At 70.8% G+C, this 22,139-nt stretch carries 18 protein-coding genes; 6 read left to right on the top strand and 12 right to left on the bottom strand.

What is annotated here, in order from left to right; all coding sequences use genetic code 11:
• Positions 1–4 precede the first annotated feature (4 nt).
• The 3 genes from EDD90_RS30570 to EDD90_RS30560 are packed head-to-tail and all read right to left on the bottom strand — an operon-like array spanning position 5 to position 4,085.
• Entirely contained in the window at positions 5–1,603 is a 1,599-nt protein-coding gene (locus EDD90_RS30570) for an acyl-CoA carboxylase subunit beta (protein WP_123976136.1), read from the bottom strand.
• Positions 1,600–3,294, bottom strand: a complete 1,695-nt coding sequence (locus tag EDD90_RS30565) for an acyclic terpene utilization AtuA family protein (RefSeq protein ID WP_311737225.1) — start codon at positions 3,292–3,294, stop codon at positions 1,600–1,602. Before EDD90_RS30565 ends, EDD90_RS30570 begins: the two co-directional genes overlap by 4 nt.
• A complete protein-coding gene (locus EDD90_RS30560) occupies positions 3,291–4,085 on the bottom strand; it encodes a TIGR03084 family metal-binding protein (RefSeq protein ID WP_123976135.1) in 795 nt (264 codons plus the stop codon). Before EDD90_RS30560 ends, EDD90_RS30565 begins: the two co-directional genes overlap by 4 nt.
• 215 nt (positions 4,086–4,300) lie before the next feature.
• Here EDD90_RS30560 and EDD90_RS30555 point away from each other — a divergent pair, with 215 nt between their 5' ends.
• Together EDD90_RS30555 and EDD90_RS30550 are read left to right on the top strand one after the other, a co-directional pair.
• Complete coding sequence (locus tag EDD90_RS30555; protein WP_123976134.1) at positions 4,301–5,356, top strand: permease; 1,056 nt, start codon at positions 4,301–4,303, stop codon at positions 5,354–5,356.
• On the top strand, positions 5,353–6,156 hold the full coding sequence (locus EDD90_RS30550) for a TIGR03943 family putative permease subunit (protein ID WP_123976133.1): 804 nt from the start codon (positions 5,353–5,355) through the stop codon (positions 6,154–6,156). Before EDD90_RS30555 ends, EDD90_RS30550 begins: the two co-directional genes overlap by 4 nt.
• On the opposite strand, the gene EDD90_RS30545 is transcribed toward EDD90_RS30550, so the two are convergent.
• The 4 genes from EDD90_RS30545 to EDD90_RS30535 all read right to left on the bottom strand — a co-directional run bounded on the left by EDD90_RS30545 (position 6,126) and on the right by EDD90_RS30535 (position 11,136).
• A complete protein-coding gene (locus EDD90_RS30545; RefSeq protein WP_123976132.1) occupies positions 6,126–7,130 on the bottom strand; it encodes a DMT family transporter in 1,005 nt (334 codons plus the stop codon). The two genes, EDD90_RS30550 and EDD90_RS30545, sit on opposite strands and share 31 nt — an antisense overlap.
• Before the next feature lie 179 nt (positions 7,131–7,309).
• The gene (locus tag EDD90_RS30540) at positions 7,310–9,400 is read right to left on the bottom strand and encodes an ABC transporter ATP-binding protein (RefSeq protein WP_398928634.1); all 2,091 of its coding nucleotides are present in this window, start codon (positions 9,398–9,400) and stop codon (positions 7,310–7,312) included.
• 185 nt (positions 9,401–9,585) lie between these two features.
• A complete protein-coding gene (locus EDD90_RS57680; RefSeq protein ID WP_260328189.1) occupies positions 9,586–9,717 on the bottom strand; it encodes a hypothetical protein in 132 nt (43 codons plus the stop codon).
• Positions 9,718–10,008: 291 nt separating this feature from the next.
• Entirely contained in the window at positions 10,009–11,136 is a 1,128-nt protein-coding gene (locus EDD90_RS30535; RefSeq protein WP_123976130.1) for a peptidoglycan bridge formation glycyltransferase FemA/FemB family protein, read from the bottom strand.
• 233 nt (positions 11,137–11,369) lie between these two features.
• Between EDD90_RS30535 and EDD90_RS57675 the strand changes: the two genes are divergently transcribed.
• Entirely contained in the window at positions 11,370–11,504 is a 135-nt protein-coding gene (locus tag EDD90_RS57675; RefSeq protein ID WP_260328188.1) for a hypothetical protein, read from the top strand.
• On the opposite strand, the gene EDD90_RS30530 is transcribed toward EDD90_RS57675, so the two are convergent.
• Positions 11,501–14,530, bottom strand: a complete 3,030-nt coding sequence (locus tag EDD90_RS30530; RefSeq protein WP_123976129.1) for an FAD-binding and (Fe-S)-binding domain-containing protein — start codon at positions 14,528–14,530, stop codon at positions 11,501–11,503. The two genes, EDD90_RS57675 and EDD90_RS30530, sit on opposite strands and share 4 nt — an antisense overlap.
• Positions 14,531–14,686: 156 nt before the next feature.
• On the opposite strand from EDD90_RS30530, the gene serC reads away from it, so the two are divergent.
• Positions 14,687–15,805, top strand: a complete 1,119-nt coding sequence (gene serC / locus EDD90_RS30525) for a phosphoserine transaminase (protein ID WP_123976128.1) — start codon at positions 14,687–14,689, stop codon at positions 15,803–15,805.
• A gap of 81 nt (positions 15,806–15,886) precedes the next feature.
• Here serC and gcvH read toward each other — a convergent pair whose 3' ends face one another.
• The 4 genes from gcvH to EDD90_RS30505 form a co-directional block, all read right to left on the bottom strand.
• Positions 15,887–16,273, bottom strand: a complete 387-nt coding sequence (gene gcvH, locus EDD90_RS30520) for a glycine cleavage system protein GcvH (protein ID WP_123976127.1) — start codon at positions 16,271–16,273, stop codon at positions 15,887–15,889.
• Between the two features lie 125 nt (positions 16,274–16,398).
• Entirely contained in the window at positions 16,399–17,943 is a 1,545-nt protein-coding gene (locus EDD90_RS30515) for a cellulase family glycosylhydrolase (RefSeq protein ID WP_123976126.1), read from the bottom strand.
• 130 nt (positions 17,944–18,073) lie between these two features.
• Positions 18,074–18,616: a hypothetical protein gene (locus tag EDD90_RS30510; protein ID WP_123976125.1), complete on the bottom strand. Its 543-nt coding sequence runs from the start codon at positions 18,614–18,616 to the stop codon at positions 18,074–18,076.
• A 135-nt stretch (positions 18,617–18,751) separates the two neighbouring features.
• The gene (locus EDD90_RS30505) at positions 18,752–19,753 is read right to left on the bottom strand and encodes a WD40 repeat domain-containing protein (RefSeq protein WP_123976124.1); all 1,002 of its coding nucleotides are present in this window, start codon (positions 19,751–19,753) and stop codon (positions 18,752–18,754) included.
• Between the two features lie 94 nt (positions 19,754–19,847).
• Here EDD90_RS30505 and EDD90_RS30500 point away from each other — a divergent pair, with 94 nt between their 5' ends.
• Complete coding sequence (locus EDD90_RS30500) at positions 19,848–20,531, top strand: SGNH/GDSL hydrolase family protein (protein WP_123976123.1); 684 nt, start codon at positions 19,848–19,850, stop codon at positions 20,529–20,531.
• Between the two features lie 419 nt (positions 20,532–20,950).
• A complete protein-coding gene (locus tag EDD90_RS30490; protein ID WP_123976122.1) occupies positions 20,951–21,943 on the top strand; it encodes an aldo/keto reductase in 993 nt (330 codons plus the stop codon).
• The last annotated feature ends 196 nt before the right edge of the window (positions 21,944–22,139 follow it).

The raw sequence follows: 22,139 nt of genomic DNA, 5'->3' as shown, positions 1-22,139 counted from the left end.
TCCCTCACATCCGGAAGACGCCGAAGCCGCCCCGCGCGCCTTCGTAGGGGGCGGTGTGGATGGCGGACAGGGCAAGGCCGAGGACGGTGCGGGTGTCGCGCGGGTCGATGACGCCGTCGTCGTACAGCCGCCCGGACAGGAACATCGGCAGCGACTCGGACTCGATCTGCTGCTCGACCATGGCGCGCAGGGCCGCGTCGCCCTCCTCGTCGTACGGCAGCCCCTTCGCGGCGGCCGACTGGCGGGCGACGATCGAGAGGACGCCGGCGAGCTGTTGCGGGCCCATGACGGCCGACTTGGCGCTGGGCCAGGCGAACAGGAAACGGGGGTCGTAGGCGCGCCCGCACATGCCGTAGTGGCCGGCGCCGTAGGAGGCGCCCATGAGGACGGAGATGTGGGGGACGCGGCTGTTGCTGACCGCGTTGATCATCATGGCGCCGTGTTTGATGATCCCGCCCTGCTCGTACTCCTTGCCGACCATGTAGCCGGTGGTGTTGTGCAGGAAGAGGAGGGGGATGTCGCGCTGGTTGGCGAGCTGGATGAACTGGGCGGCCTTCTGGGACTCCTGGCTGAACAGCACGCCCTGTGCGTTCGCCAGGATGCCGACCGGGTAGCCGTGCAGGCTCGCCCAGCCGGTGGCGAGGCTCGTCCCGTACAGCGGCTTGAACTCGTCGAAGTCGGAGGCGTCGACGAGCCGGGCGATCACCTCGCGCGGGTCGAAGGGGATCTTGAGGTCGCCGGGGACGATGCCAAGGAGTTCCTCGGCGGAGTACTTGGGGGGTTCGGCCGGATCCGGGTCCCGGTGCGCCTTGCGGTGGTTGAGACGGGCGACCACGCGGCGCGCCTGCCGCAGCGCGTCCGGTTCGTCGACGGCGAAGTAGTCGGCGAGACCCGACACGCGCGCGTGCATCTCCGCGCCGCCCAGCGACTCGTCGTCGCTCTCCTCGCCGGTCGCCATCTTCACCAGGGGCGGTCCGCCGAGGAAGACCTTCGCACGCTCCTTGACCATGATCACGTGGTCGGACATGCCGGGGATGTAGGCGCCGCCCGCGGTCGAGTTGCCGAAGACGACGGCGATGGTGGGGATGCCGGCGGCCGAGAGCCGGGTCAGGTCGCGGAAGATGGCGCCGCCCGGGATGAAGATCTCCTTCTGGGAGGGCAGGTCGGCGCCGCCGGACTCGACCAGGCTGATGCAGGGCAGCCGGTTGGCGAGGGCGATGTCGTCGGCGCGCAGGGCCTTCTTCAGCGACCAGGGGTTGCTGGCGCCGCCGCGCACGGTCGGGTCGTTGGCGGTGATCAGGCACTCGACGCCCTCGACGACCCCGATCCCGGTGACGAGGGAGGCGCCGACGGCGTAGTCGCTGCCCCAGGCGGCCAGCGGCGACAGTTCCAGGAACGGGGTGTCGGGGTCGAGGAGGAGTTCGATGCGCTCGCGGGCGAGGAGCTTGCCGCGCCCCCGGTGCCGTGCCACGTATTTCTCGCCGCCGCCCGCGAGGGCCTTGGCGTGCTCGGCCTCCAGGTCGGTGAGCTTGGCGAGCATGGCGTCGCGGTTCGCCCGGAAGCCGGGGGTGTTCGTGTCGAGCGTGGTCTCGATGACCGTCAAAGCAGGGCCTCCGGGATGTCCAGGTGGCGGGAGCGGAGCCATTCGCCGAGGGCCTTGGCCTGGGGGTCGAAACGGTGCTGGGCGGCAACGCCCCGGCCGAGGATGCCCTCGACGGTGAAGTTGAGGGCGCGGAGCCCGGGAAGGAGGTGCCGGGTGACGGTCAGCTCCTGGCTCTCCGGGATGAGTTCGCGGAAGGTGCCGACGGTCAGGGTGTGCGCGAGCCAGCGCCAGGCCTCGTCGGAGCGCACCCAGACGCCGACGTTGGCGTTCCCGCCCTTGTCGCCGCTGCGGGCTCCTGCGACGAGCCCGAGGGGCGCCCGTCGGGTGGGACCGGCCGGAAGCGGCTCGGGCAGCGGCGGTTCGGGCGGATCCTGGAGTACGAGGGTGTCCTGGGCCGGCGGCACAGGGATCCGTCGCCCGTCGTGGAGGACCGCCATATGCGGTACCTCCCCCTGGGGGACATACGCATCCTCGAAGACCCCATAGGGCGCGCCCTTTCCGGGTGGCGCGAGCACGTGGAAGCCCGGGTAGCTGGCGAGCGCCAGTTCCACGGCGGCTCCGCTCAGCGCCCGGCCGACGGTCTCCTGGTCGCGGTCGCGTACGACGAGCCGGAGCAGCGCGCTGGCCGTCTCCTCGGTGTCCGCGTCGGGGTGGTCGGTGCGGGCGAGTTCCCAACGGATCTCGGACGGTCGCGACTTGGCGAGCGCGAGCGCGTCCCCCAGCTGTTCCTGTACGAGTGCGGCCTTCGCCTCGATGTCGAGCCCGGTGAGCACGAAGACGACCTCGTTGCGGAAGCCGCCGAGCCGGTTGCGGCCGACCTTGAGGGTCGGGGGCGGGGCCTCGCCGCGTACGCCGTCGATCCGCACCCGGTCGGGGCCGTCCTGGCGCAGCCGTACGGTGTCCAGGCGGGCGGTGACATCCGGGCCGGCGTAACGGGCGCCGCCGGTCTCGTACAGCAGTTGGGCGGTGACCGTGCCGATGTCGACGAAGCCGCCGGTACCGGGGTGCTTGGTGATGACGCAGCTGCCGTCCTCATGGAGTTCGGCGAGCGGGAAGCCGGGCCGCCGCAGGTCCCGGCCGGCGGCCGCCGCTTCGGCGAAGAACGCGTAGTTGCCGCCGGTGGCCTGCGTCCCGCACTCCAGGACATGGCCGGCGACGACGGCGCCCGCGAGCCGGTCGTACTCCCCCGGTTGCCAGCCGAAGTGCGCGGCGGCGGGTCCGGTGACCAGGGCGGCGTCGGTGACCCGGCCGGTGACCACGATGTCGGCGCCCGCCCGCAGGCACTCGGCGATGCCGAAGCCGCCGAGGTAGGCGTGGGCGGCGAGGCTGCCGGGGTGGGCGGCGGTGAGGTCGTCGCCCTCCGCATGTGCGACGCGCACCGGGATGCCGAGCCGGTCGGCCAGCTTCCGTACGGCGTCGGCGAGTCCGGCCGGGTTGAGGCCGCCGGCGTTCGTGACGATCTTGACGGACCGCTCGTACGCGAGGCCCAGACAGTCCTCCAGTTGCCTCAGGAAGGTGCGGGCGTATCCGGCGCCGGGGTCCTTGAGGCGGTCGCGGCCCAGGATGAGCATGGTCAGTTCGGCGAGGTAGTCGCCGGTGAGGACGTCGAGTTCGCCGCCGGTCAGCATCTCCCGCATCGCGTCGAAGCGGTCGCCGTAGAAGCCGGAGGCGTTGCCTATCCGGAGGGTCACGGCGTGCCGCCCTTCGGGGCACGGCCGGAGCCGGGCGGGCCCGCGAAGGCCTGGGCGATGTCGAGCCAGCGGTCGGCGTCGGGGCCGACGGTCTCGATCGCGAGGTCGTCGCGGTGGGCGCGCTGGGTGACCAGGAGGCAAAAGTCGAGGGCGGGGCCGGTGACACGGTCGTCGGCGTCCTCGGGCCCGTACGTCCACAGCTCGCCGGACGGCGCGGTCAGTTCGACGCGGAACTCCTCGAACGGCACGGGCAGTCCGTGCACGCCGAAGGAGAAGTCGCGGGTGCGGACGCCGAGTCGAGCGATGTGCCGGAGCCGGTCGGTGGGGGTACGGGTGACACCCAGCGCGTCCGCGATGTCCAGGCCGTGCGCCCAGGTCTCCATCAGCCGGGCGGTGGCCATGGAGGCGACCGACATAGGGGGTCCGTACCAGGGGAAACGCGCCCGCATGGGCGCCGCGTACAGCGCCTGTGCCAGGGCGTCGCGCCCGGCCCGCCAGTCCGCCAGCAACTGGGCGGTGGGCTTGGCGGCCCCGTCCTCCGCCCCGTTGTCGACGAAGTCCCCGGGTGCGGTCAGTGCCTTCTCCACCTCGCGGGCGAAGGCGTCCTGGTCGGTCACGGCCAGCAGCGAGGAGTGGTCGGTCCAGGCGAGGTGGGCGATCTGGTGAGCGACGGTCCAGCGGGGTGCGGGGGTGGCGAGAGCCCACTGCTCGGCTCCCAACTCGGCCACGAGCCGGTCGAGTTCCGCACCTTCCTCACGCAGGTCGTCGATGACGGGCGTCGGATCGGACATGGGGAGGAGCATGGCAGCGGCACCAGAAACAATCAAGCATGCTTGCATGAATTTGCCGCACCGCAGCCGCCTCTTGGTGGTGGACGTTCCCCTGGGGCGATCCTTGGTGCCCTCTGGGGCGTTCCTTGGGTCAACCCGCCGCAGCACCGGCACCACCATGCCCTATGTTCGATGCGAACATCCGGCAATGGAGTGATGTGTGGGGCGTGCGGGTGATGCGGAGGACAGATGGACTCGCCGTGGGGACAGAGGCGACGATTGTCGTAGAGCCCCCGGGAGCCGGTCACGCGGTGGCCGATGACGCGCCGGCGCGCGAACTCCCCCGCTTCTGGCCCCTTCTCCTGGTCGCCGCCGCCGTCCTGCCCGGTTGCGCTCTCTTCCTCCTCGGTCAGGGCGTGAGCAAGGCCGCGCTGCAGGCCTGGCAGACGGTGTGTCTCGCCGTGATCGTGCAGGCGACGCCGTTTCTGCTGCTGGGTACGGCGCTGTCGGGGGCGATCAACGCGTTCGTGCCGGAGCGGGTGTTCACCCGGCTGCTGCCGAAGCGTCCGGCGCTGGCCGTGCCGGTCGCGGGGGTCGCGGGGGTCGTGCTGCCGGGGTGCGAGTGCGCGTCGGTGCCGGTGGCGAACAGCCTGATCGGGCGCGGGGTCGCGCCGGCCGCCGCCTTCTCGTTCCTGCTCTCCGCTCCCGCCATCAACCCGGTCGTGCTGACCGCCACCGCCATCGCCTTCCCGGGCAGCCCCCTCATGGTGCTGGCCCGGCTGCTCGCCTCGCTGGTCACCGCCGCCGTGATGGGCTGGCTGTGGCTCTGGCTGGGCCGGGAGGAGTGGCTGCGGCCCGCCGTACGGCACACCGGGCACCAGCCGGGGCACAGCCGCTGGACGGAGTTCCGGCGCGCCTTCCAGCACGACTTCCTGCAGGCGGGCGGTTTCCTGGTGGTCGGCGCCATGGCGGCGGCCACCTTCAATGTGGCCGTGCCGCGCTCCGTGCTCGACACCTTCTCCGGTTCGCCGTGGCTGTCGGTGCTGTTCCTGGCCGCGCTGGCGATCATCCTGGCGGTGTGTTCGGAGGCGGACGCGTTCGTGGCGTCGTCGCTCACGGGGTTCTCGCTCACTGCCCGACTGGCGTTCATGGTGGTCGGGCCCATGGTCGACCTCAAGCTGATCGCGTTGCAGGCGGGCACCTTCGGCCGGGCCTTCGCGGCCCGCTTCTCGGCCGCCACGACGGTCGTCGCGGTCCTGTGCAGTGTGCTGGTCGGAGGGATGCTGCTGTGAGACGTCCGCTTCAGGTGACCCTGCTGGTCCTCAGCGGCCTGGGCCTGCTGCAGGCCTCGCTCTTCACCGACCTGTGCCTGCGCTACGTCAAGCCCGGGATGCGTCCGTTGCTGATCCTGTCCGGGTTCGTGCTGCTGGTACTGGGCATCGTGGAGGCGGTCGCACGGGAGGGCAGGAAGGAGCGTGGGCACGGGCACGGGCACGGGCACGGGCACGGGCAGCATGGTGGCCACGCACATGGCGCCGGACCACAGGACGATGAGGGCGGGCACCACGGTCACGACCACTCGGCCATCCCCCGGGTCGCCTGGCTGCTGCTGTTCCCGGCGCTGAGTCTGCTCTTCTACGCCCCGCCGGCGCTCGGTGCGTACACCGCCGCCCGGCAGCCCGCCAAGGCCGTGCCGGAGCAGGACAGTTTCGATCCGCTGCCCGGGACCTCACCGCTGCCCATCACGCTCACGGACTTCACCACCCGGGTGCAGCAGGACCGTTCACTGGCGATCAAGGGGCGGACCGTGGAGATGAGCGGGCTGGTCACACCCGTCTCGGGGGGCGGGAGCTGGGACCTGACCCGGATCATCATCTCGTGCTGCGCGGCGGACGCGCAGTCCGTGAAGGTGCGGATCTACGGCAGCAGCGTCCCGCCCGCCAACACCTGGGTGTCGGTCACGGGGAACTGGCATCCCGGCGGAAGGCTGGGCACGAAGTCGGCACCGGTCGCGCTGGACGCCCAGACCGTGAAGAAGATCCAGCGGCCGTCGAACGGCTATCAGGACGCGCTGCCGTTCCCCTCCGGCTGAGAACCGGCCGCCGGCTCCGGCCGGGTGCCGCCCGCCGGTCGGCGGCCGCGGCCCACCTGGGTGCGCACCGCGCCGATGCTCGCCGCGATCACCAGGGTGATGGCGGCCGCTTCGGTGGCCGTCAGCGCCTGGCCGAGGACGAGGAAACCGGCGGTGGCGGCGATGGCCGGTTCCAGGCTCATGAGGATGGCGAAGGTGTGGGCGGGAAGGCGGCGCAGGGCGATGAGTTCGAGGGTGTAGGGCAGGACCGAGGAGAGGACCGCGACCGCCGAGCCCAGGGCGAGGGTGGTCGGGTCGAGGAGCTTGGTGCCGGCCTCGGCGATGCCCAGCGGCAGGAACAGCAGTGCCGCGACTCCCATGGCCAGCGCCAGCCCGTCCGCCTGCGGGAAACGGCGGCCGGTGCGGGCGCTGAAGATTATGTAGGCGGCCCACATGGCGCCGGCCCCCAGGGCGAAGGCGACACCTATGGGGTCGAGATCGCTGAAGCCTCCGCCGCCGAGGAGGAAGACTCCGGCCAGGGCCAGCCCGGCCCAGACCGCGTTGATCGCGCGCCGGGAGGCCAGTACGGACAGGGTGAGCGGGCCCAGTACCTCCAGGGTGACGGCGGGGCCCAGCGGGATGCGGGCGACGCCCTGGTAGAAGAGGCCGTTCATCGCGGCCATGGCGATACCGAAGACGATCACCGTGCCCCAGTCGGTGCGGGAGTGGCCGCGCAGCCTGGGCCGGCAGACGACGAGCAGGACGACGGCGGCCACGAACAGCCGCAGGGAGACCACGCCGAGCGCGCCCGCCCTGGGCATCAGGGTGACCGCGAGGGCGGCGCCGAACTGCACGGAGATCCCGCCGGCCAGCACCAGGCCGACGGGACCGAGCGAGCCGAACCGGCTCGGGGCGCCCTCAGCGGCGGGCGCGGACACAGGTGCGGATGCGGGTGTCGGTGTGGGCGTCGGCTGTGAGGTGCTGGGCGTGGTCACGGGCGGTCCTGGGGTTCGGCGCTGCGGCTCCTGGGCTCGACGGCCCAGGACTCGTTCATCGAGATGTACTGCCGAGTCCAGGGTAATGGACTTCGACAGGCGCGTGAACCCTTGATGGAACTGTCCTGGATGCTGAGACCCGGCATCCAGGCGGTCGGCCGGCTTCGACGGCTCGCGGCTCAGATCCCCGGCCAGGCCTCCTCATCACGGAACAAGGGCCGCCCATCGGGAAGGCTGGTCGGGATCGCCTCGGGAAGAACGGTGGGGACGTCCGCCGCGTACACAGGATCCGTGTGCGTGTCGTACATGGGCTGGGGCCATAGTCCGGCGACCGCGTACGCGTTGTAGTCGTACACATTCCCGTACGGCTGCTGGTAGCCGTACCCACCGCCGACGCCCTGCGCCGAGACCGCCGCGGTCGCAGCGGTCGCTGCGGTCACCGAAGCCGCCGCGTACGGCGCCTGTGCCACGGCCTGAGCCGGTGCGCTCTGCTCGATGAACAGCGGCATGCGCAGTTCGCCGGTGTCCATGATCGCGTTGTTCTGGGAGCGGTGGAGCCGGGAGTAGGCGCCACCGCGGGCGAGGAGTTCGTCGTGGCGGCCGGTCTCGACGATGCGGCCGCGGTCGACGACAAGGATGCGGTCGGCGTCGGGAGCCAGGTTGAGGTCGTGGGTGATCATGATGGTCGTACGGCCGGTCATCAGGCGGCGCAGCGGCTTGACGACGCGGCGCGCGGCCATCGCGTCCAGGCCGGTCGTCGGTTCGTCGAGGACGAGGACGGGTGCGTCGCGCAGGATGGCGCGGGCGATGGCGAGGCGTTGCAGCTGGCCGCCCGAGAGCCGGGCGGAGTTGGGGTCGACCTTGGTGTCGTAGCCCTCGGGGAGTCTGACGATGAAGTCGTGGGCGTCGGCGGCCTTCGCGGCCTCCTCGATGGCCTGGTCGCTGGCGCCGGGGCGGCCGCAGGCGATGTTGGCGCGGACCGTGTCGTGCAGGACGAGGGTCTCCTGCGGGAGCAGGGTGATGTACTCGCGCAGGCGGGCCAGCGGGAAGTCGCGGAGGGGGACGCCATCGAGGAGGACCTCGCCGCTGTCCGGGTCGTAGAAGCGGAGCAGCATCTTGGAGACGGTGGACTTGCCGGCGCCGCTGGGGCCGGTGATGATCACGAGTTCGCCGGGGCTGACGGTGAAGGAGAGGCCCTCCAGGGCGGTGCGGTCGGCGCCGGGGTAGCGGAAGCCGACATCGCGGAGCTCTACGGTGCCGTCGGGCCGGCCGCTTTCGGTGCCGGTGCCGCGCCGGGGGTCGGTGACCGAGGGCTGCACATCGAGGATCTCGATCAGCCGTTCCGCGCCCGCGGTGGCGGCGGTGACGGTGAGGCCGAGCTGGGCGAGGCCGCGCACGGGCGGGTAGAGGTAGCCGAGGAAGGCGGAGAAGGCGAGGAGCTGACCGAGGGTCATCCGGCCGGTGGAGATCTCCCAGGCGCCGATGCCGATCACCGCGAGGACGCAGATGGTCTCGATGACCTGGACGAGCTGTTCGTAGGCCTCGTTGAGGCGGGTGGAGCGGACGGAGGCGCGGAACCAGGCGTTCGCCTCCTCGCTCAGCCGGCGGCGCTCGGCATCGCGGCGGTCGTACGCCTGCGTCAGCACGATGTTGCCGAGCGACTCCTCGACCACGGACGTGATCGCGCCGTCGGCGACCCGGCCCTGCCTCGACACGTCCTTGATGGAGCCGGAGAAGCGGCGGGCGGCCAGCCAGAACAGGGGGGCCAGGACGAAGGTGGCGAGGGCCAGGTCCCAGCGCAGCCAGAACGCGGCGGCCGCGTAGAAGATGGCGCTGAACAGCGCGGACGCGGCGCCGACGAGCCCGGAGACGACCATGGTCTCGATGGCGTCGACGTCGCTGGTGAGACGGGAGAGCAGATCGCCCTGGCGGTGGCGCTGGAAGAAGTGCGGGGGCAGCTGCTGGACGTGGTCGAAGACGTGTTCGCGCAGTCGCATCACGAAGCGTTCGGTGGTCCAGGCGGCGAGGGAGTTGCCGGCGTACGCGACGATCGCGCCGACGATCGCGATGGCCAGCCATTTGCCGGCCGGGCTCCAGAAGGCGCTCAGCGAGCCCTTCTGCAGGGCGTGGTCGGTGAGGTCGCTGAAGAGCAGGATGGCCTCGGTCTCGGCGAGCGCGGCGATCACCGTGCACACCCAGACGATCAGCAGCCAGCGGCGCAGGCCCCGGGTCAGCGGCCAGAAGCGGCGGAAGGCGGTACGGGCCGGGATGGTGGGCGTGTACTCGTCGTCGTCTTCGTCCTCGTATTCCGAGTCGGCGACTTCGTACTCGTATTCCGCGCCCTCACTCTCCTTCACGCGCATTTCTCACTACCTCCACTTTCCGCGCCGGCTCTACTGGAATTCAGGAGAGAAAAAGGACCGACGGCGAACCGTCGGTCCTTTTCACAACTGCGTCAGTTGTCCTGGCCCGGGCCCTGGATGGGCTTCGGAGCCGGCTTCGGGGCCCGCTTCTTCGGCTTCGGCGGCGGAGGGGGAAGCTGCTTGTTGGGCTTGGGGGGCAGCGGGGCGAGCTTCTTGAGGCTCATTCCGACTCCTTGAGAGTTCGATGTGCAAGTGCAAGTGGTACGAGAATTCTCTTGGGCAACGTACGGGGATTTCGGATCGTCATCCTCGGCAATCCCCGCCGCCCGACACCGATGAACTTACACGGCTCAAATCCCAAGGGACGGCAAAGTCGGCTTCCGAACGGCAAACAGGTGCTGTGAATACATAGGTAACAGCTGTATAACGACGCCGAACCTGAGAGTCCTCTTATGAACCTGAGAGTCTCCTTATGAAGCTGAGGAGACTGAACGCCCGGGCTGGGCCGTACGTGGTCAGCGGCGGGCCATGTACACGTCGAACGCCTTGTGGAGCAGCTTGTTGAGCGGGAAGTCCCACTCCCCGAGGTACTCGACGGCCTCTCCGCCGGCCCCCACCTTGAATCGGAGCAGCCCCAGCAGGTGGTTGGACTCCTCCAGGGTGTCGGTGATGCCCCGGAAGTCGTAGACGGCGGCGCCGAGTTCATGGGCGTCGCACATCATCCGCCACTGCATGGCGTTGTTCGGCTGGACCTCGCGCTTGCGGCCGGTGGAGGCGCCGTAGGAGTACCAGACGTGCTCGCCGACGGTGAGCATGGTCGCGGCGGCGAGGACGTCGCCCTCGTGGTGGGCGAGGTAGAGGCGCATCCGGTCGGGGTGTTCCGCGGTCAGCGCGGTCCACATGCGCTGGAAGTAGGAGAGGGGGCGCGCGATGAAGCGGTCGCGTTCGGCGGTCTCGGCGTACAGGGTGTAGAAGGCGGGCAGGTCCTCGTGGCCGCCGCGGACGACCTTGACCCCGGCCTTCTCGGCCTTCTTCACATTGCGTCGCCACTGCTGGTTGAGCCCGCGCTGGATGTCGTCCAGCGACCGTCCGGCGAACGGCACCTGGAACACATAGCGGGGCTGCCCCACCGCGAACCCCTCCTCGCCGCCCGCCTCCGCCTGCCGCCAGCCCGCCCGGCGCAGCCGTTCGGCCAGGTCGAGGGCGTGGGGTTCGTACGAGGTCGGCTCGGCGTCCCGCAGCCGCCGGGCGGCCGGGTCGGCGATCGCCGCCTTGACCGCCTCCGCGCTCCACCGTCGTACGACGACGGGCGGCCCCATCTTCACGGAGAACGCCCCGCGCCCCTTCAGATACGCCAGCAGCGGATCGAGCCAGCGGTCCAGGTCGGGGTCGTGCCAGTCGATGACCGGCCCCTCCGGCAGATAGGCGAGATACCGCTTCACCTTCGGCACCGGCCGCAACAGCACCAGCCCCACCCCGACCATCCGCCCCTGCCCGTCGAACCACCCCAGACTCTCCGCCTGCCAGTCGGGCTTCACGTCCCCCCAGGACGGCAGCTGCATATGGCTGGCGGAGGAGCGAGAGCCGACAAAGGCGAGGTGCTCGGCACGGGACACGGGCTGAAGACGGAGATCTACGGTCATGGGCGGGGGCTCCTCGGGTTCTCGGTGTCTCGGGGGGCTCGGACGTCTCGGGGGGGCGGGCAGTTCTCGGGCGGAGGCTCGGGCGGAGGCTCAGGCAGGGCTCGGGCGGGGCTCGGAAGGCTTTCGGACCGGTGACTCGATCAAGAACAACAGACGCGCAACGCTCCCGAACCGTTTCGCTACGGCACCGAGGGCGTGTCGGGGGCAGGTGGTCGCCGCGGAGCTGTCGGTCGGTGATCGGCATCGGCGGTGGGCGGTCGCACGCCTGGGTGACGCCCGCCGAACTCTCCGCCCTGGCCGCCCGGGACTCCTTCGTCCCGGACGCCCGCGAGGCCCTCGACCGCTACCGCGCCCTGAACTCCGCCTAGTTCTCCAGCCCCTCCGCCAGTACCTCCGCCAGATGTCTCCCCGGCACCCCCGCCAACTGCTCCAGCTGGGTCCGGCAGGAGAAGCCGTCCGCGAGGACCACCGTGCCCGGCGCCGCCTCCCGTACCGCCGGCAGCAGCTGTTCCTCCGCGCAGGCTCTCGACACCTCGAAGTGGCCCTTCTCGAAGCCGAAGTTGCCCGCCAGTCCGCAGCAGCCGCCGGAGAGGTCCCCGGTGAGGGCGGCTGCCTCGCGGAGGCGGCGGTCGGGGGCGTCGCCGAGTACCGCGTGCTGGTGGCAGTGGGTCTGGCCGGTGACCGGGCGGTTCAGGCGAGGCGGGGTCCAATCGGGGGCCAGCTGTTCCAGCGCCTCCGCGAAGGTGAGCACCCGCGCGGCGAGACGGGCGGCCCGGGGGTCGTCGGGGAGCAGCTCCGGCAGGTCGCTGCGGAGGGCGGCGGCACAGCTGGGCTCCAGGACGACGAACGGTGGCGGCGGGGACGGGAACTCGTCGTCCGAGTCCGAGTCCAGCTCCGGGTCCAGCTCCGACTCCGGGTCCAGCTCCGCCTCCGGCTCATCGTCCGCGTCCAGCTCAACGTCCAGATCCGAGTGCTCCAACAGGAACGGCTCCAGCAGGTCCAGCGTCTCGCGCAACACCGCACGGGCCCGGTCCAGTTGGCCCGTCGAGAGGTACGTGAGGCCGCAGCAGGCACGGGTCCGGCGCGGGCTCAACACGGACATGCCGAAGCCCTCCAGCCGACCGTCCTCCGACCGCCGCGCCTTCCACCGCCGCGTCGGCAGCTCCAGCACCCCCACTCCCGCCGCCTCCAGCACCCGAACGGCCGCCCGCCCCACCTGCGGTGACAGGTACTCCGTGAACGTGTCCGGCCACAGGAAGGCCATCCCGGCCGGGAAGTCCGGTCGCCGTCCCGCCCGCACCTCCGCCGCCCACCCCCGCAGGCGCTTCCGCTCGCGCCGCCGCTCCCAGCGGCTGAACGGCTCCGCCGCCAGGCGCGGGATCCCCCGCTCCGGCGCGATCCCGCCCAGGCGTTTCGCCAGCGCCGCCAGCGGTCGTACGGAGGCGAGCGCGTTGACGACCGGCGCGGTGCGGGTGCGGGCCACCAGGCCCAGCCACACCGGCAGCCGGCCCATGCTGTAGTGGGCGGCCGGGCGGCGCCGGCCCTCGTAGTGGTGGTGCAGGAACTCCGCCTTGTAGGTCGCCATGTCCACCCCCACCGGGCAGTCGGACCGGCAGCCCTTGCAGGACAGGCACAGGTCCAGCGCGTCCCGGACCTCCGTCGAACGCCAGCCGTCCGTCACCACCTCGCCCGCCAGCATCTCGTGCAGCAGCCGGGCCCGGCCACGCGTCGAGTGCTCCTCCTCGCCCGTCGCCCGGAAGGACGGGCACATGACGGACGAGCCGGAGACCTCGGTCGTACGGCACTTCGCCACGCCCACGCAGCGGCGGACCGCCGCCGAGAAGTCGCCGCCGTCAAAGGGGTAGCCGAAGGCCACGTCCACCGGTTCACGGGGCAGGACGGAGAAGCGGAGGTTCGCGTCCAGGGGGGCCGGTCTGACCAGGACGCCGGGGTTGAGGAGATCGTCAGGATCCCATACCGCCTTCGCCCGCTCGAACAACGCCACCAGCTCCGCGCCGTACATCCTCGGCAGCAGCTCGGCCCTCGCCAGGCCGTCCCCGTGCTCGCCGGAGAGGGAACCGCCGTGCGCCACCACCAGCTCCGCCAGCTCCTCGGAGAAGCGCCGGAAGCGGGCCACGCCCTCCTCGCCGAGCAGGTCGAAGTCGATGCGGACGTGGATGCAGCCGTCGCCGAAGTGACCGTAGGGGGTGCCGCGCAGGCCGTGGGCCGACAACAGCGTCCGGAAGTCGCGAAGGTACGCGCCGAGCCGCGCCGGCGGTACCGCGCAGTCCTCCCAGCCCGGCCAGGCCTCGGCGCCGTCCGGCATCCTCGTCGCCGTACCGGCCGCGTCCTCGCGGATGCGCCACAGCGCCCGTTGCTCCGCCGGGTCGGTGATCACCGAGGTGTCCAGGGCGTCGGCCGCGCGGACGATCGTGTCCGCACGCGCGCGTGCCTCCTCCGCCGACTCCCCGCCCGTCTCGGCGAACAGCCAGGCCCCGCCGCGCGGCAGTCCGGCCGGGGACGGCACCAGGTCGGCGGCCATGCCCTCCACCGTCAGCGGGCCGAAGGCGAGCAGACCGGCCGCCGCCTCCGCGGCAGCGCTCTCGTCGGCGTACCCCAGCACCGCCAGCGCACGCGCGCGTGGTGACTCGACGAGGCGCACGGTCGCCTCGGTCAGGATCCCCAGCGTCCCTTCGCTCCCGCAGAACGAGCGGGCCACGTCGGCGCCCCGCTCCGGCAGCAGGGCGTCCAGCGCGTACCCGGAGATCCGGCGGGGCAGGTCCGGGAAGCCGGTGCGCAGCCGGGCGAGGTCTCCCGACACCAGCTCCCGCAAGCCTTCCGGTGCCCCGGCCCAGTCCTGCCCCAGACGCAGTCTGCGGCCCCTCGCAGTGATCACGTCCAGCTCCCGGACGCTGTCCGCCGTGGTGCCCCAGGCCACGCTGTGGGAGCCGCAGGAGTTGTTGCCGATCATGCCGCCGAGCGTGCAGCGGCCGTGGGTGGAGGGGTCCGGGCCGAAGCGCAGGCCGTGCGGGGCGGCGGCCTCCTGGAGGCGGTCCAGGACCAGGCCCGGCTGGACCACCGCCGTACGCGCCACCGGGTCCAGGCCGACCAGGCGGTTCATATGGCGGGTGAAGTCCAGCACCACGCCCGTTCCTGTCGCCTGCCCGGCGATCGACGTGCCCCCGCCGCGCGCCACCACCGGCACGCCACGTGCCCGGCACGCCTCCAGTACGGCCGCCACGTCGTCGGCGTCTCTGGGCGCCACCACCCCGGCCGGCACCCGCCGGTAGTTGGACGCGTCCATCGTGACCAGCGCCCGGGACGTGATGTCGAAGCCGACCTCGCCCCGGACGGTCCCCCGCAGTTCCGCCTCTAGACCCGAGAGTTCCGTCATGCGTCCAGGATGCATCCGATCACGCACAGTCACCGAGACTTTTCCACAGTCGCGCCAATACCGTCGTACAACCGCACAAGTCCACGGCTTGGCGATCTCGTCTCATCGAACGGACACGGTTCCGTCCCGTTTCGCCCACCGGCTACCCTCCGACACGTGGCTGACATCGAGATCCCCGCTGACATCAAGCCCGCCGACGGACGCTTCGGCGCGGGCCCCTCCAAGGTGCGTACCGAGGCGCTGGAGGCGCTCGCCGCGACCGGCACGTCTCTGATGGGCACGTCCCACCGCCAGGCTCCCGTCAAGAACCTGGTCGGCCAGGTCCGCGAGGGCATCAGCTCCCTGTTCTCCCTCCCGGAGGGCTATGAGGTCGTCCTCGGCAACGGCGGATCCACCGCCTTCTGGGACGTCGCCACCCACGGCCTGATCGACAACAAGTCGCAGCACCTGAACTTCGGCGAGTTCTCGTCCAAGTTCGCCAAGGCCGCCAAGCTCGCCCCCTGGCTGGGCGAGCCCACCGTCATCGCCTCCGACCCGGGCACCCACCCGGAGCCGCAGGCCGAGGCCGGCGTCGACGTCTACGCCTTCACCCACAACGAGACCTCGACCGGTGTCGCCATGCCGATCAGGCGCGTCGCGGGCGCCGACGAGGGCTCGCTGGTCCTCGTGGACGCGACCAGCGGCGCCGGCGGTCTCCCGGTCGACATCGCCGAGACCGACGTCTACTACTTCGCCCCGCAGAAGTCCTTCGCCTCCGACGGCGGCCTGTGGATCGGCGTCTTCTCCCCGGCCGCGATCGAGCGCGCCGAGCGCATCCACGCGTCCGGCCGCCACATCCCGGAGTTCTTCAGCCTCCCCACGGCGATCGACAACTCCCGCAAGAACCAGACGTACAACACCCCGGCCCTCGCCACCCTCTTCCTGCTCAACCAGCAGCTGGAGTGGCTCAACGGCCAGGGCGGCCTCGCCTTCTCCACCGGCCGCACCAAGGACTCCTCGACCCGCCTGTACACCTGGGCGGACGAGTCGAAGTACGCCACCCCGTTCGTCTCGGACCCGGCCAAGCGCTCCCAGGTCATCGGCACGATCGACTTCGCCGACGAGATCGACGCGGCCGCCGTCGCCAAGGTGCTGCGCGCCAACGGCATCGTCGACACCGAGCCGTACCGCAAGCTCGGCCGCAACCAGCTCCGTGTCGCCATGTTCCCGGCGATCGACCCGGCGGACGTCGAGGCGCTCACGAAGTGCATCGACTACGTGATCGAGAAGCTCTGACTCGTCGAGAAGCTCTGGCCGCCCCGTCCCCACGGCGGTGAGGGGTGCCCGGCGGATCACCGCCGGGCACCCGTCGTGCTGTCAGCCCTCGGCGATGAGCTTCTGGTACGCCTTGGCGTCGAGCAGCCCGTTGGGGGACGCGCCTTTCTTGGGCCTGATCTTGAACAGCCACATGACGTAGGGGTCGGAGTTGACCGCCTCGGGTTCGTCGACGACGTCGGGGTTGACCTCGACGACCTCCCCGGTGAGCGGGCTGTACAGATCGGACGCCGCCTTGACCGACTCCACCGTGCCGACGGGGTGCCCGGCCTCGACATTCCTGCCGACGTCGGGCAACTCGAAGAAGACGATGTCACCGAGGTTCTTCTGGGCATGGTCGGTGATACCGACGGTCGCGATGCCGTCGGTACCGGTACGGATCCACTCGTGTTCGTCGGTGTAGCGGAGGTCGGTGGGCACATAGGACATGGCTGGGCTCCTTCGGCGGTCGCGGTGCGATCGGGAACAGCCTGACTCCACAGATGCGCACACCCGCGCATTTCGGGCGCCACGGTCCACCAAGCAGGTGACAGCGCGTCGCCGGGCACCCCGCCTCAGGTCGCCGTACAGCTCACACTCGGCACGGCACCGCCGCCCGGCGCACCCCCGAACCCGAAGCTCGCCGAGCCGCCGACCGGGATCGTCCCGTTGTGCGCCGCGTTCACCGCGGTGACCGTCTCACCGCTCTGCGTGTACGACGCGTTCCACGCGTTGGTGACCTGCTGCGACCCGCTCCAGGTCCAGGTCACCCGCCATGAACCGATCGCGGCCGTACCGGTGTTGGTGACCGTGACACTGGCGTTGAAGCCGCTCCCCCAGTCGCTGCTGACGGTGTAGGAAGCCGAGCAGGCGGCCGTCGAACCACCGCCGCCACCGCCGCCACCGCTTCCGCCCCCCGTGCCCGGGAACAACGGCGCCTTGATGCTCGCCAGATACCCGTCCTTCACCGTGTCCACGGTCACCCAGTCGTCCTTCAGGATGCCGCCCGTGTCACCGGAGTCGGGGTTCCAGGACCAGAAGGTCCACTGGAAGGAGTCGGCGCCGTACGTCGACGTGGGCCGGAGGTAACTCACCAGCGCGGCCAGCCACTTCTGGTCCACGGTCGAGGCGAGCGTCGTACCGAACTCACCGATCCACACCGGGGCGATGTTCTGCTTGAAGATGTAGCCCCAGTACGAGTCCCACACCCCCGGCATGTTGGCGGGGAACGCCGGATCACTGAACCAGCTCTGCTGGGCCACGCTGGTGGCGTAGTCATGGGCGGAGTACACCACCCGGTTCGCCACGTCCAGTTGCACCGGGTACCGGGCGACGCCCATCAGGTTGCCGCCCCACCAGCCCGAGACGCCGTTGTACGTCTGGACTCCCTCGACGAAGACCAGCAGGCCGGGGTTGACGGACAGGACGGCGTTCCCGGCGCGCTGGGCGGCCAGCCGCCAGTCGACGGAAGTGTCGCCGCAGCCCCAACAGGCGGGATCGTGGGGCTCGTTGTGGAGGTCGATCCCGACGACGGTCGGATCGGAGGCGTAACGCGCCGCCAGGGCCTTCAGGTCGGCGATCCACGTCGACTCGGGGACCGCCGACGTGTACCAGAGCGCCGACTGGCCGCCGGCGTCCGGACGGTGCCGGTCGAGGATGACCCGGAGGCCGTCCTGACCGGCGTACGCCACGATCCTGTCCATGATCTGCAGCGAGTTCAGCCCCTGCAGATCGGCGTTCTTGCCGTTGCTGAAGTCGATGCTGTTGGGGACGGTCGTGCTCTTGAAGATGTCGTCGCTGTAGGGCAGCCGGATGGTGTTGTAGCCCAGCGACCTCATCTGGTCGATCACGCTCTTGTAGTCGCGTGACCAGAGGCCGTGCACCACGTAGTTGGCGGTCTCGAAGCCGAACCAGTTGATCCCGGCGATCCGGACCGGCTGCCCGGCCGCGTCCAGGATCTGCCGGCCGCTGGTGTGCCAGTAGCCGGTCCCGGCCTCCGCCTCGGCGGCGGCCCCGGCGGGGGCCGTCGCCGCGTGTGCGGTGTGGGTACCGGCGAGGGGCAGGAGAAGCGCGGCGGCGGCAGCGCACAGCGCTCTTCCCAGACGGTGCAAGCGGAACATGTGCCTGTTCCTCTCGGGAGGGAGGCGCGGCCCCGGAACCGATGGGAGCGCTCCCACGCGCCGCGCACCTCCCAGGAAACTGACACACCATCATCACGTCAAGACGTACGACGCTCCGGTCCGCCTCGCGTCAGGTCGTGGGCGCGACGGGCACGGCGACGATGGAGTCGATCACGCCGGCGGAGGTGACGGTGACCGACACCTTGACGGGCTTGATCTGCTGCGGCGGGACGACCGGATTGGGCGGCACGGCGAGAGGGATCAGCAGGAAGTTCGGGGTGACGTCGATGGTCGTGGTCGCCCCCGACGCGAAGGTGACGTTGTCCCGGTGGGCGCCGACGAAGAGGTACTTCCGCCCGCTGGTGGCGCCGGTGCCGGTGGCGTCGTCCAGGCTGCTGATGATCTGGGCGGTGCCGCCGCCGGCGGTGGCGGGAAGGGTGATGACGGTGATGTCGATGGTGCCCGTGAGGTTGATGTTCTCGCTGGGGCCGGCGACGAGACCATTGAGCGACCGGCTGACGGTGCGGACCTGGGGAAGGACGGCGGCCGCGGTCCGGACCGATCGGGCGGGCTGCCCAGCCGCGGCGGTGCCGGCGGTCGCGGGGACGGTCAGACCGAGGGCGGCCGTGAGCAGGCAGACGTTCCCGGCCCGGCGCAGGGCGTTGCGGCGCATGGGTACTCCCGTTCGAGTGAGGCGGGACCCGAATCGCCTGTCGCCGCCCCCGTCCCGCGAGACGCTTTCCAGCGTGCCCGGGCCGACGCACCTCCGCCGCGCCGGTGACCCATACGGGTGACGGAGGGGAATGGATCAGTTACGGCGCGTAGAGCCGCGCCGCAGCCGCCGCAGCCCGAAGAGGGCGAGCACGGCGACGCCGACCGCGACGGCGCCGACCTTGGCCCCACCGGCCGTAAGACTGCCGCTGCCCCCACCGGCCGCCGCACTCCCGCTGCCGGACGGCGACTTGCTGCTCCCGGACCCTCCCGGCACATCCTCGGCCTGCACCGGGCTGTCGGCCCCCTCGCTGCCGTACATCAGCCTGGTCCCGTCGGTGGAGTAGCTGACCGACTCGCCCTGCTTCTGCAGGGGCACGTCGAGCCGCCCCTCCCGCTTGATCCGGCCGCCGTTCCAGTCGTAGTAGATGCCGCCGAGGTAGCCGCGTACGACGAGTTGTCTGCCGTCGGGCGAGAAGGCGGCGTCGGTGGCCCAGAGGTCGACGGTGGCGACGGGCTTGAAGACGTTGGTGCCGGAGGCCGAGAGCGTGGCCGGGCCCTCGTAGAGATGCCCGCCGTCCTCCTTCTTGTCGATGATGTAGACCCGCCCGGTCTTGGGGTGGACGACGAGCGACTCGGCGTTGCGGGCGCCGTTCGAGTACTTGACGACGTACTGGGTGGCCCGGACGGTCTGGTCGACGAGCTTCCTGGGCTCGGGCAGCTTGTAGATCCAGACGTACGGCCAGCTGCCGTCGAGGTTGTCGCCGATGTCGCCGACGTAGATCTGGTTGTCGGGGCCGATGGAGATGGCCTCGACGTCGCGGGGCGTTCCGACGCCGCTCAGCGTGATCCGCGCGACGGTCTTCCCGGTCGTGCTGTCGACGGCGTAGATGTACGGGCCGTCGCCGCTGTCGTTGTGGGTCCAGTAGATGCCAGGATGGAGGTGGGAGGCGGCGAGACCGCTGGACTCGGTGATGCGCGGATCCTGGATCGTGAACCCTTGGTCGCCGGTGCCGTCCGCAGCGGATGCGGCGGGTGCGGAGGCAAGGACTCCCGTGAGCAGGAACCCGGCGAGGAGGGCGGGCGATCGTCGGCGCATGGGCCCAAGCCTGCCATCCCGCCCTGTGTTTCAGCGCGCAGGACGTGGTGGTACTCACACCCCGCCCGTCCCGCTGATCGTCCATCATGAGCGGATGCTCAGGTTCATGCCCGTCGGGGATTCGATGACGATCGGCAGCACGGGTGAACACACATGGCGGTACCGCATGTGGCAGCACCTGTGCGCGACGTACGGCGGCCCGTTCACGCTGGTCGGTCCACGCGAGACGCTGTACGACAAGCTCGCCGACGCCCCGACGTCGTACGGCTACGCCGACCCCGACTTCCCCCGTGCCCACCTGGCCGGCTGGGGCGAGGGCTGGATGCACATGGCGCCGCTGATCGGGGAGGCGGTACGGGTCCACCGCGCCGACGTCCTGCTGGTCTCCCTCGGCCTGATCGACCTGGGCTTCTACACGAACGCGGAGCAGACGGCCGAGAGCGTACGGTCCTTCGTCGCGGCGGCACGGGAGGCGAACGCGCGCATCGGCATGGTGCTGCTGCCGGTGATCCCGAACGTCAGGGCCACGTCGGACGCGCCGTTCGCCGAACAGGTCGAGCAGTTCAACATGCTGCTGGCGAAGGCGGTGGCCGACCTGGACGAACCCCGCTCCCCGATCCTGCTGGCCTCGCCACCGGAGTCGTACGACATCCACACCGACACCTACGACGGCACCCATCCCAACGCGAGCGGCGAGCACCGGATCGCGGCGGCGTTCGCGGAGGCGTTGTGGCAGGGGTGGGACGTGGGACAGCCGTACGAGGCCGGAACATACTGACCAAATTCCGCCGTTGCCCGGTCACCGTGCGTATCGTTGAACCGTGCGGTCGCACCCGTCCACGGGGCGGCCGTGAAGAGCCACGATGACCGTCCTGGAGGACAGGATCTAGATGGCCGACGCCGACACCAGGCGCTTGGACGAGTGGTTCGAGCGCCTTGAGCGGATGCCCCTCCCGCCGAGAACCATCAGCTCAAACTGCGGCTCGGCTTCGCCGTTCACCCGATCGTGCGGGACGACGACGACAGGGGCTGCTACTTCGTCCTTCCGCTGCTCACTCGCCGTCCGGCCCCCACACCTACAGCGCCTCCCCCGACGACGACAGGCCGGCAGACCGACAGGCCGGCAGCAGGCGACTTCGGAGACGGCTGACGCGGGTCCTTGCCTAGAGCGCACTCCACGCCGTTGGCTGGGTGACCATGAAGTACACGCAGCTCGGACGTACCGGACTCAAGGTCAGCCGACTCGTCCTCGGCACCATGAACTTCGGCCCCCAGACCGACGAGGCCGACAGTCACACGATCATGGACGCGGCGCTGGACGCCGGCATCAACTTCTTCGACACCGCCAACGTATACGGGTGGGGTGAGAACAAGGGGCGGACCGAGGAGATCATCGGCAACTGGTTCGCCAAGAGCCCCGCGCACCGCGACAAGGTCGTGCTCGCCACCAAGGTGTACGGCAACATGGCCGGCGACGGCGAGCCCTGGCCCAACCACGACAAGCTGTCCGCCCTCAACATCCGGCGGGCCGTGGACGCCAGCCTGAAGCGGCTGCAGACCGACTACATCGACGTCTACCAGTTCCACCACATCGACCGGCGGACTCCCTTCGAGGAGATCTGGCAGGCCATCGATGTGCTCGTACAGCAGGGGAAGATCCTCTACGTCGGGTCCTCGAACTTCCCCGGGTACAAGATCGCCCAGGCCAACGAGATCGCCGCCCGGCGCGGTGGCACCATCGGGCTCGTCAGCGAGCAGTGCCTCTACAACCTCGCCGAGCGCCGCGCCGAGATGGAGGTCATCCCGGCCGCCCAGGACTACGGCCTCGGGGTCATCCCCTGGTCGCCCCTGCACGGCGGGCTGCTGGGCGGGGTGATCAAGAAGGAGGTCGAGGGCGGGCGCCGGGCCGGTGGACGGGCCGCCGACGCCCTCGCCAACACCGCCATCCGCGCCCAGGTCCAGGCCTACGAGGACCTGCTGGACAAGCACGGCGTGGAACCCGGCGAGGCCGCCCTGGCCTGGCTGCTCACCCGTCCGGGCGTCACCGGCCCGATCGTCGGCCCGCGCACCGGCGAGCAGCTCGCATCGGCTCTCAGGGCGGTGGAGCTGGAGCTCAGCGAGGAACTCCTGGCCGGGCTGGACGAGGTCTTCCCGGGGCCTGGGCCCTCCCCGGAGGCCTTCGCCTGGTAACACCGGAGGGGACAGGCGCCTCGTAAGGGGCGCTGGGGGCACCCCCGGCCGAAGGCTGGGGGAGGAACTGCGCGACCAGCCGGCCACGGCCCGCGGCCGACAACCGACCGGCCGCAGTTCCCCCGCCCACCGCCGTCACTTCATCGCCGCTGTCACCTCATCGCCGCCGCCGTCACTTCATCGCCGAAGCCACCGC

The sequence above is a fragment of the Streptomyces sp. Ag109_O5-1 genome (assembly GCF_003814875.1).
Taxonomy (GTDB): Bacteria; Actinomycetota; Actinomycetes; order Streptomycetales; family Streptomycetaceae; genus Streptomyces; species Streptomyces sasae.
The sequence above is the reverse complement of the archived record's forward strand: the minus strand, read 5'-3'. Positions and strand labels throughout refer to the sequence as shown.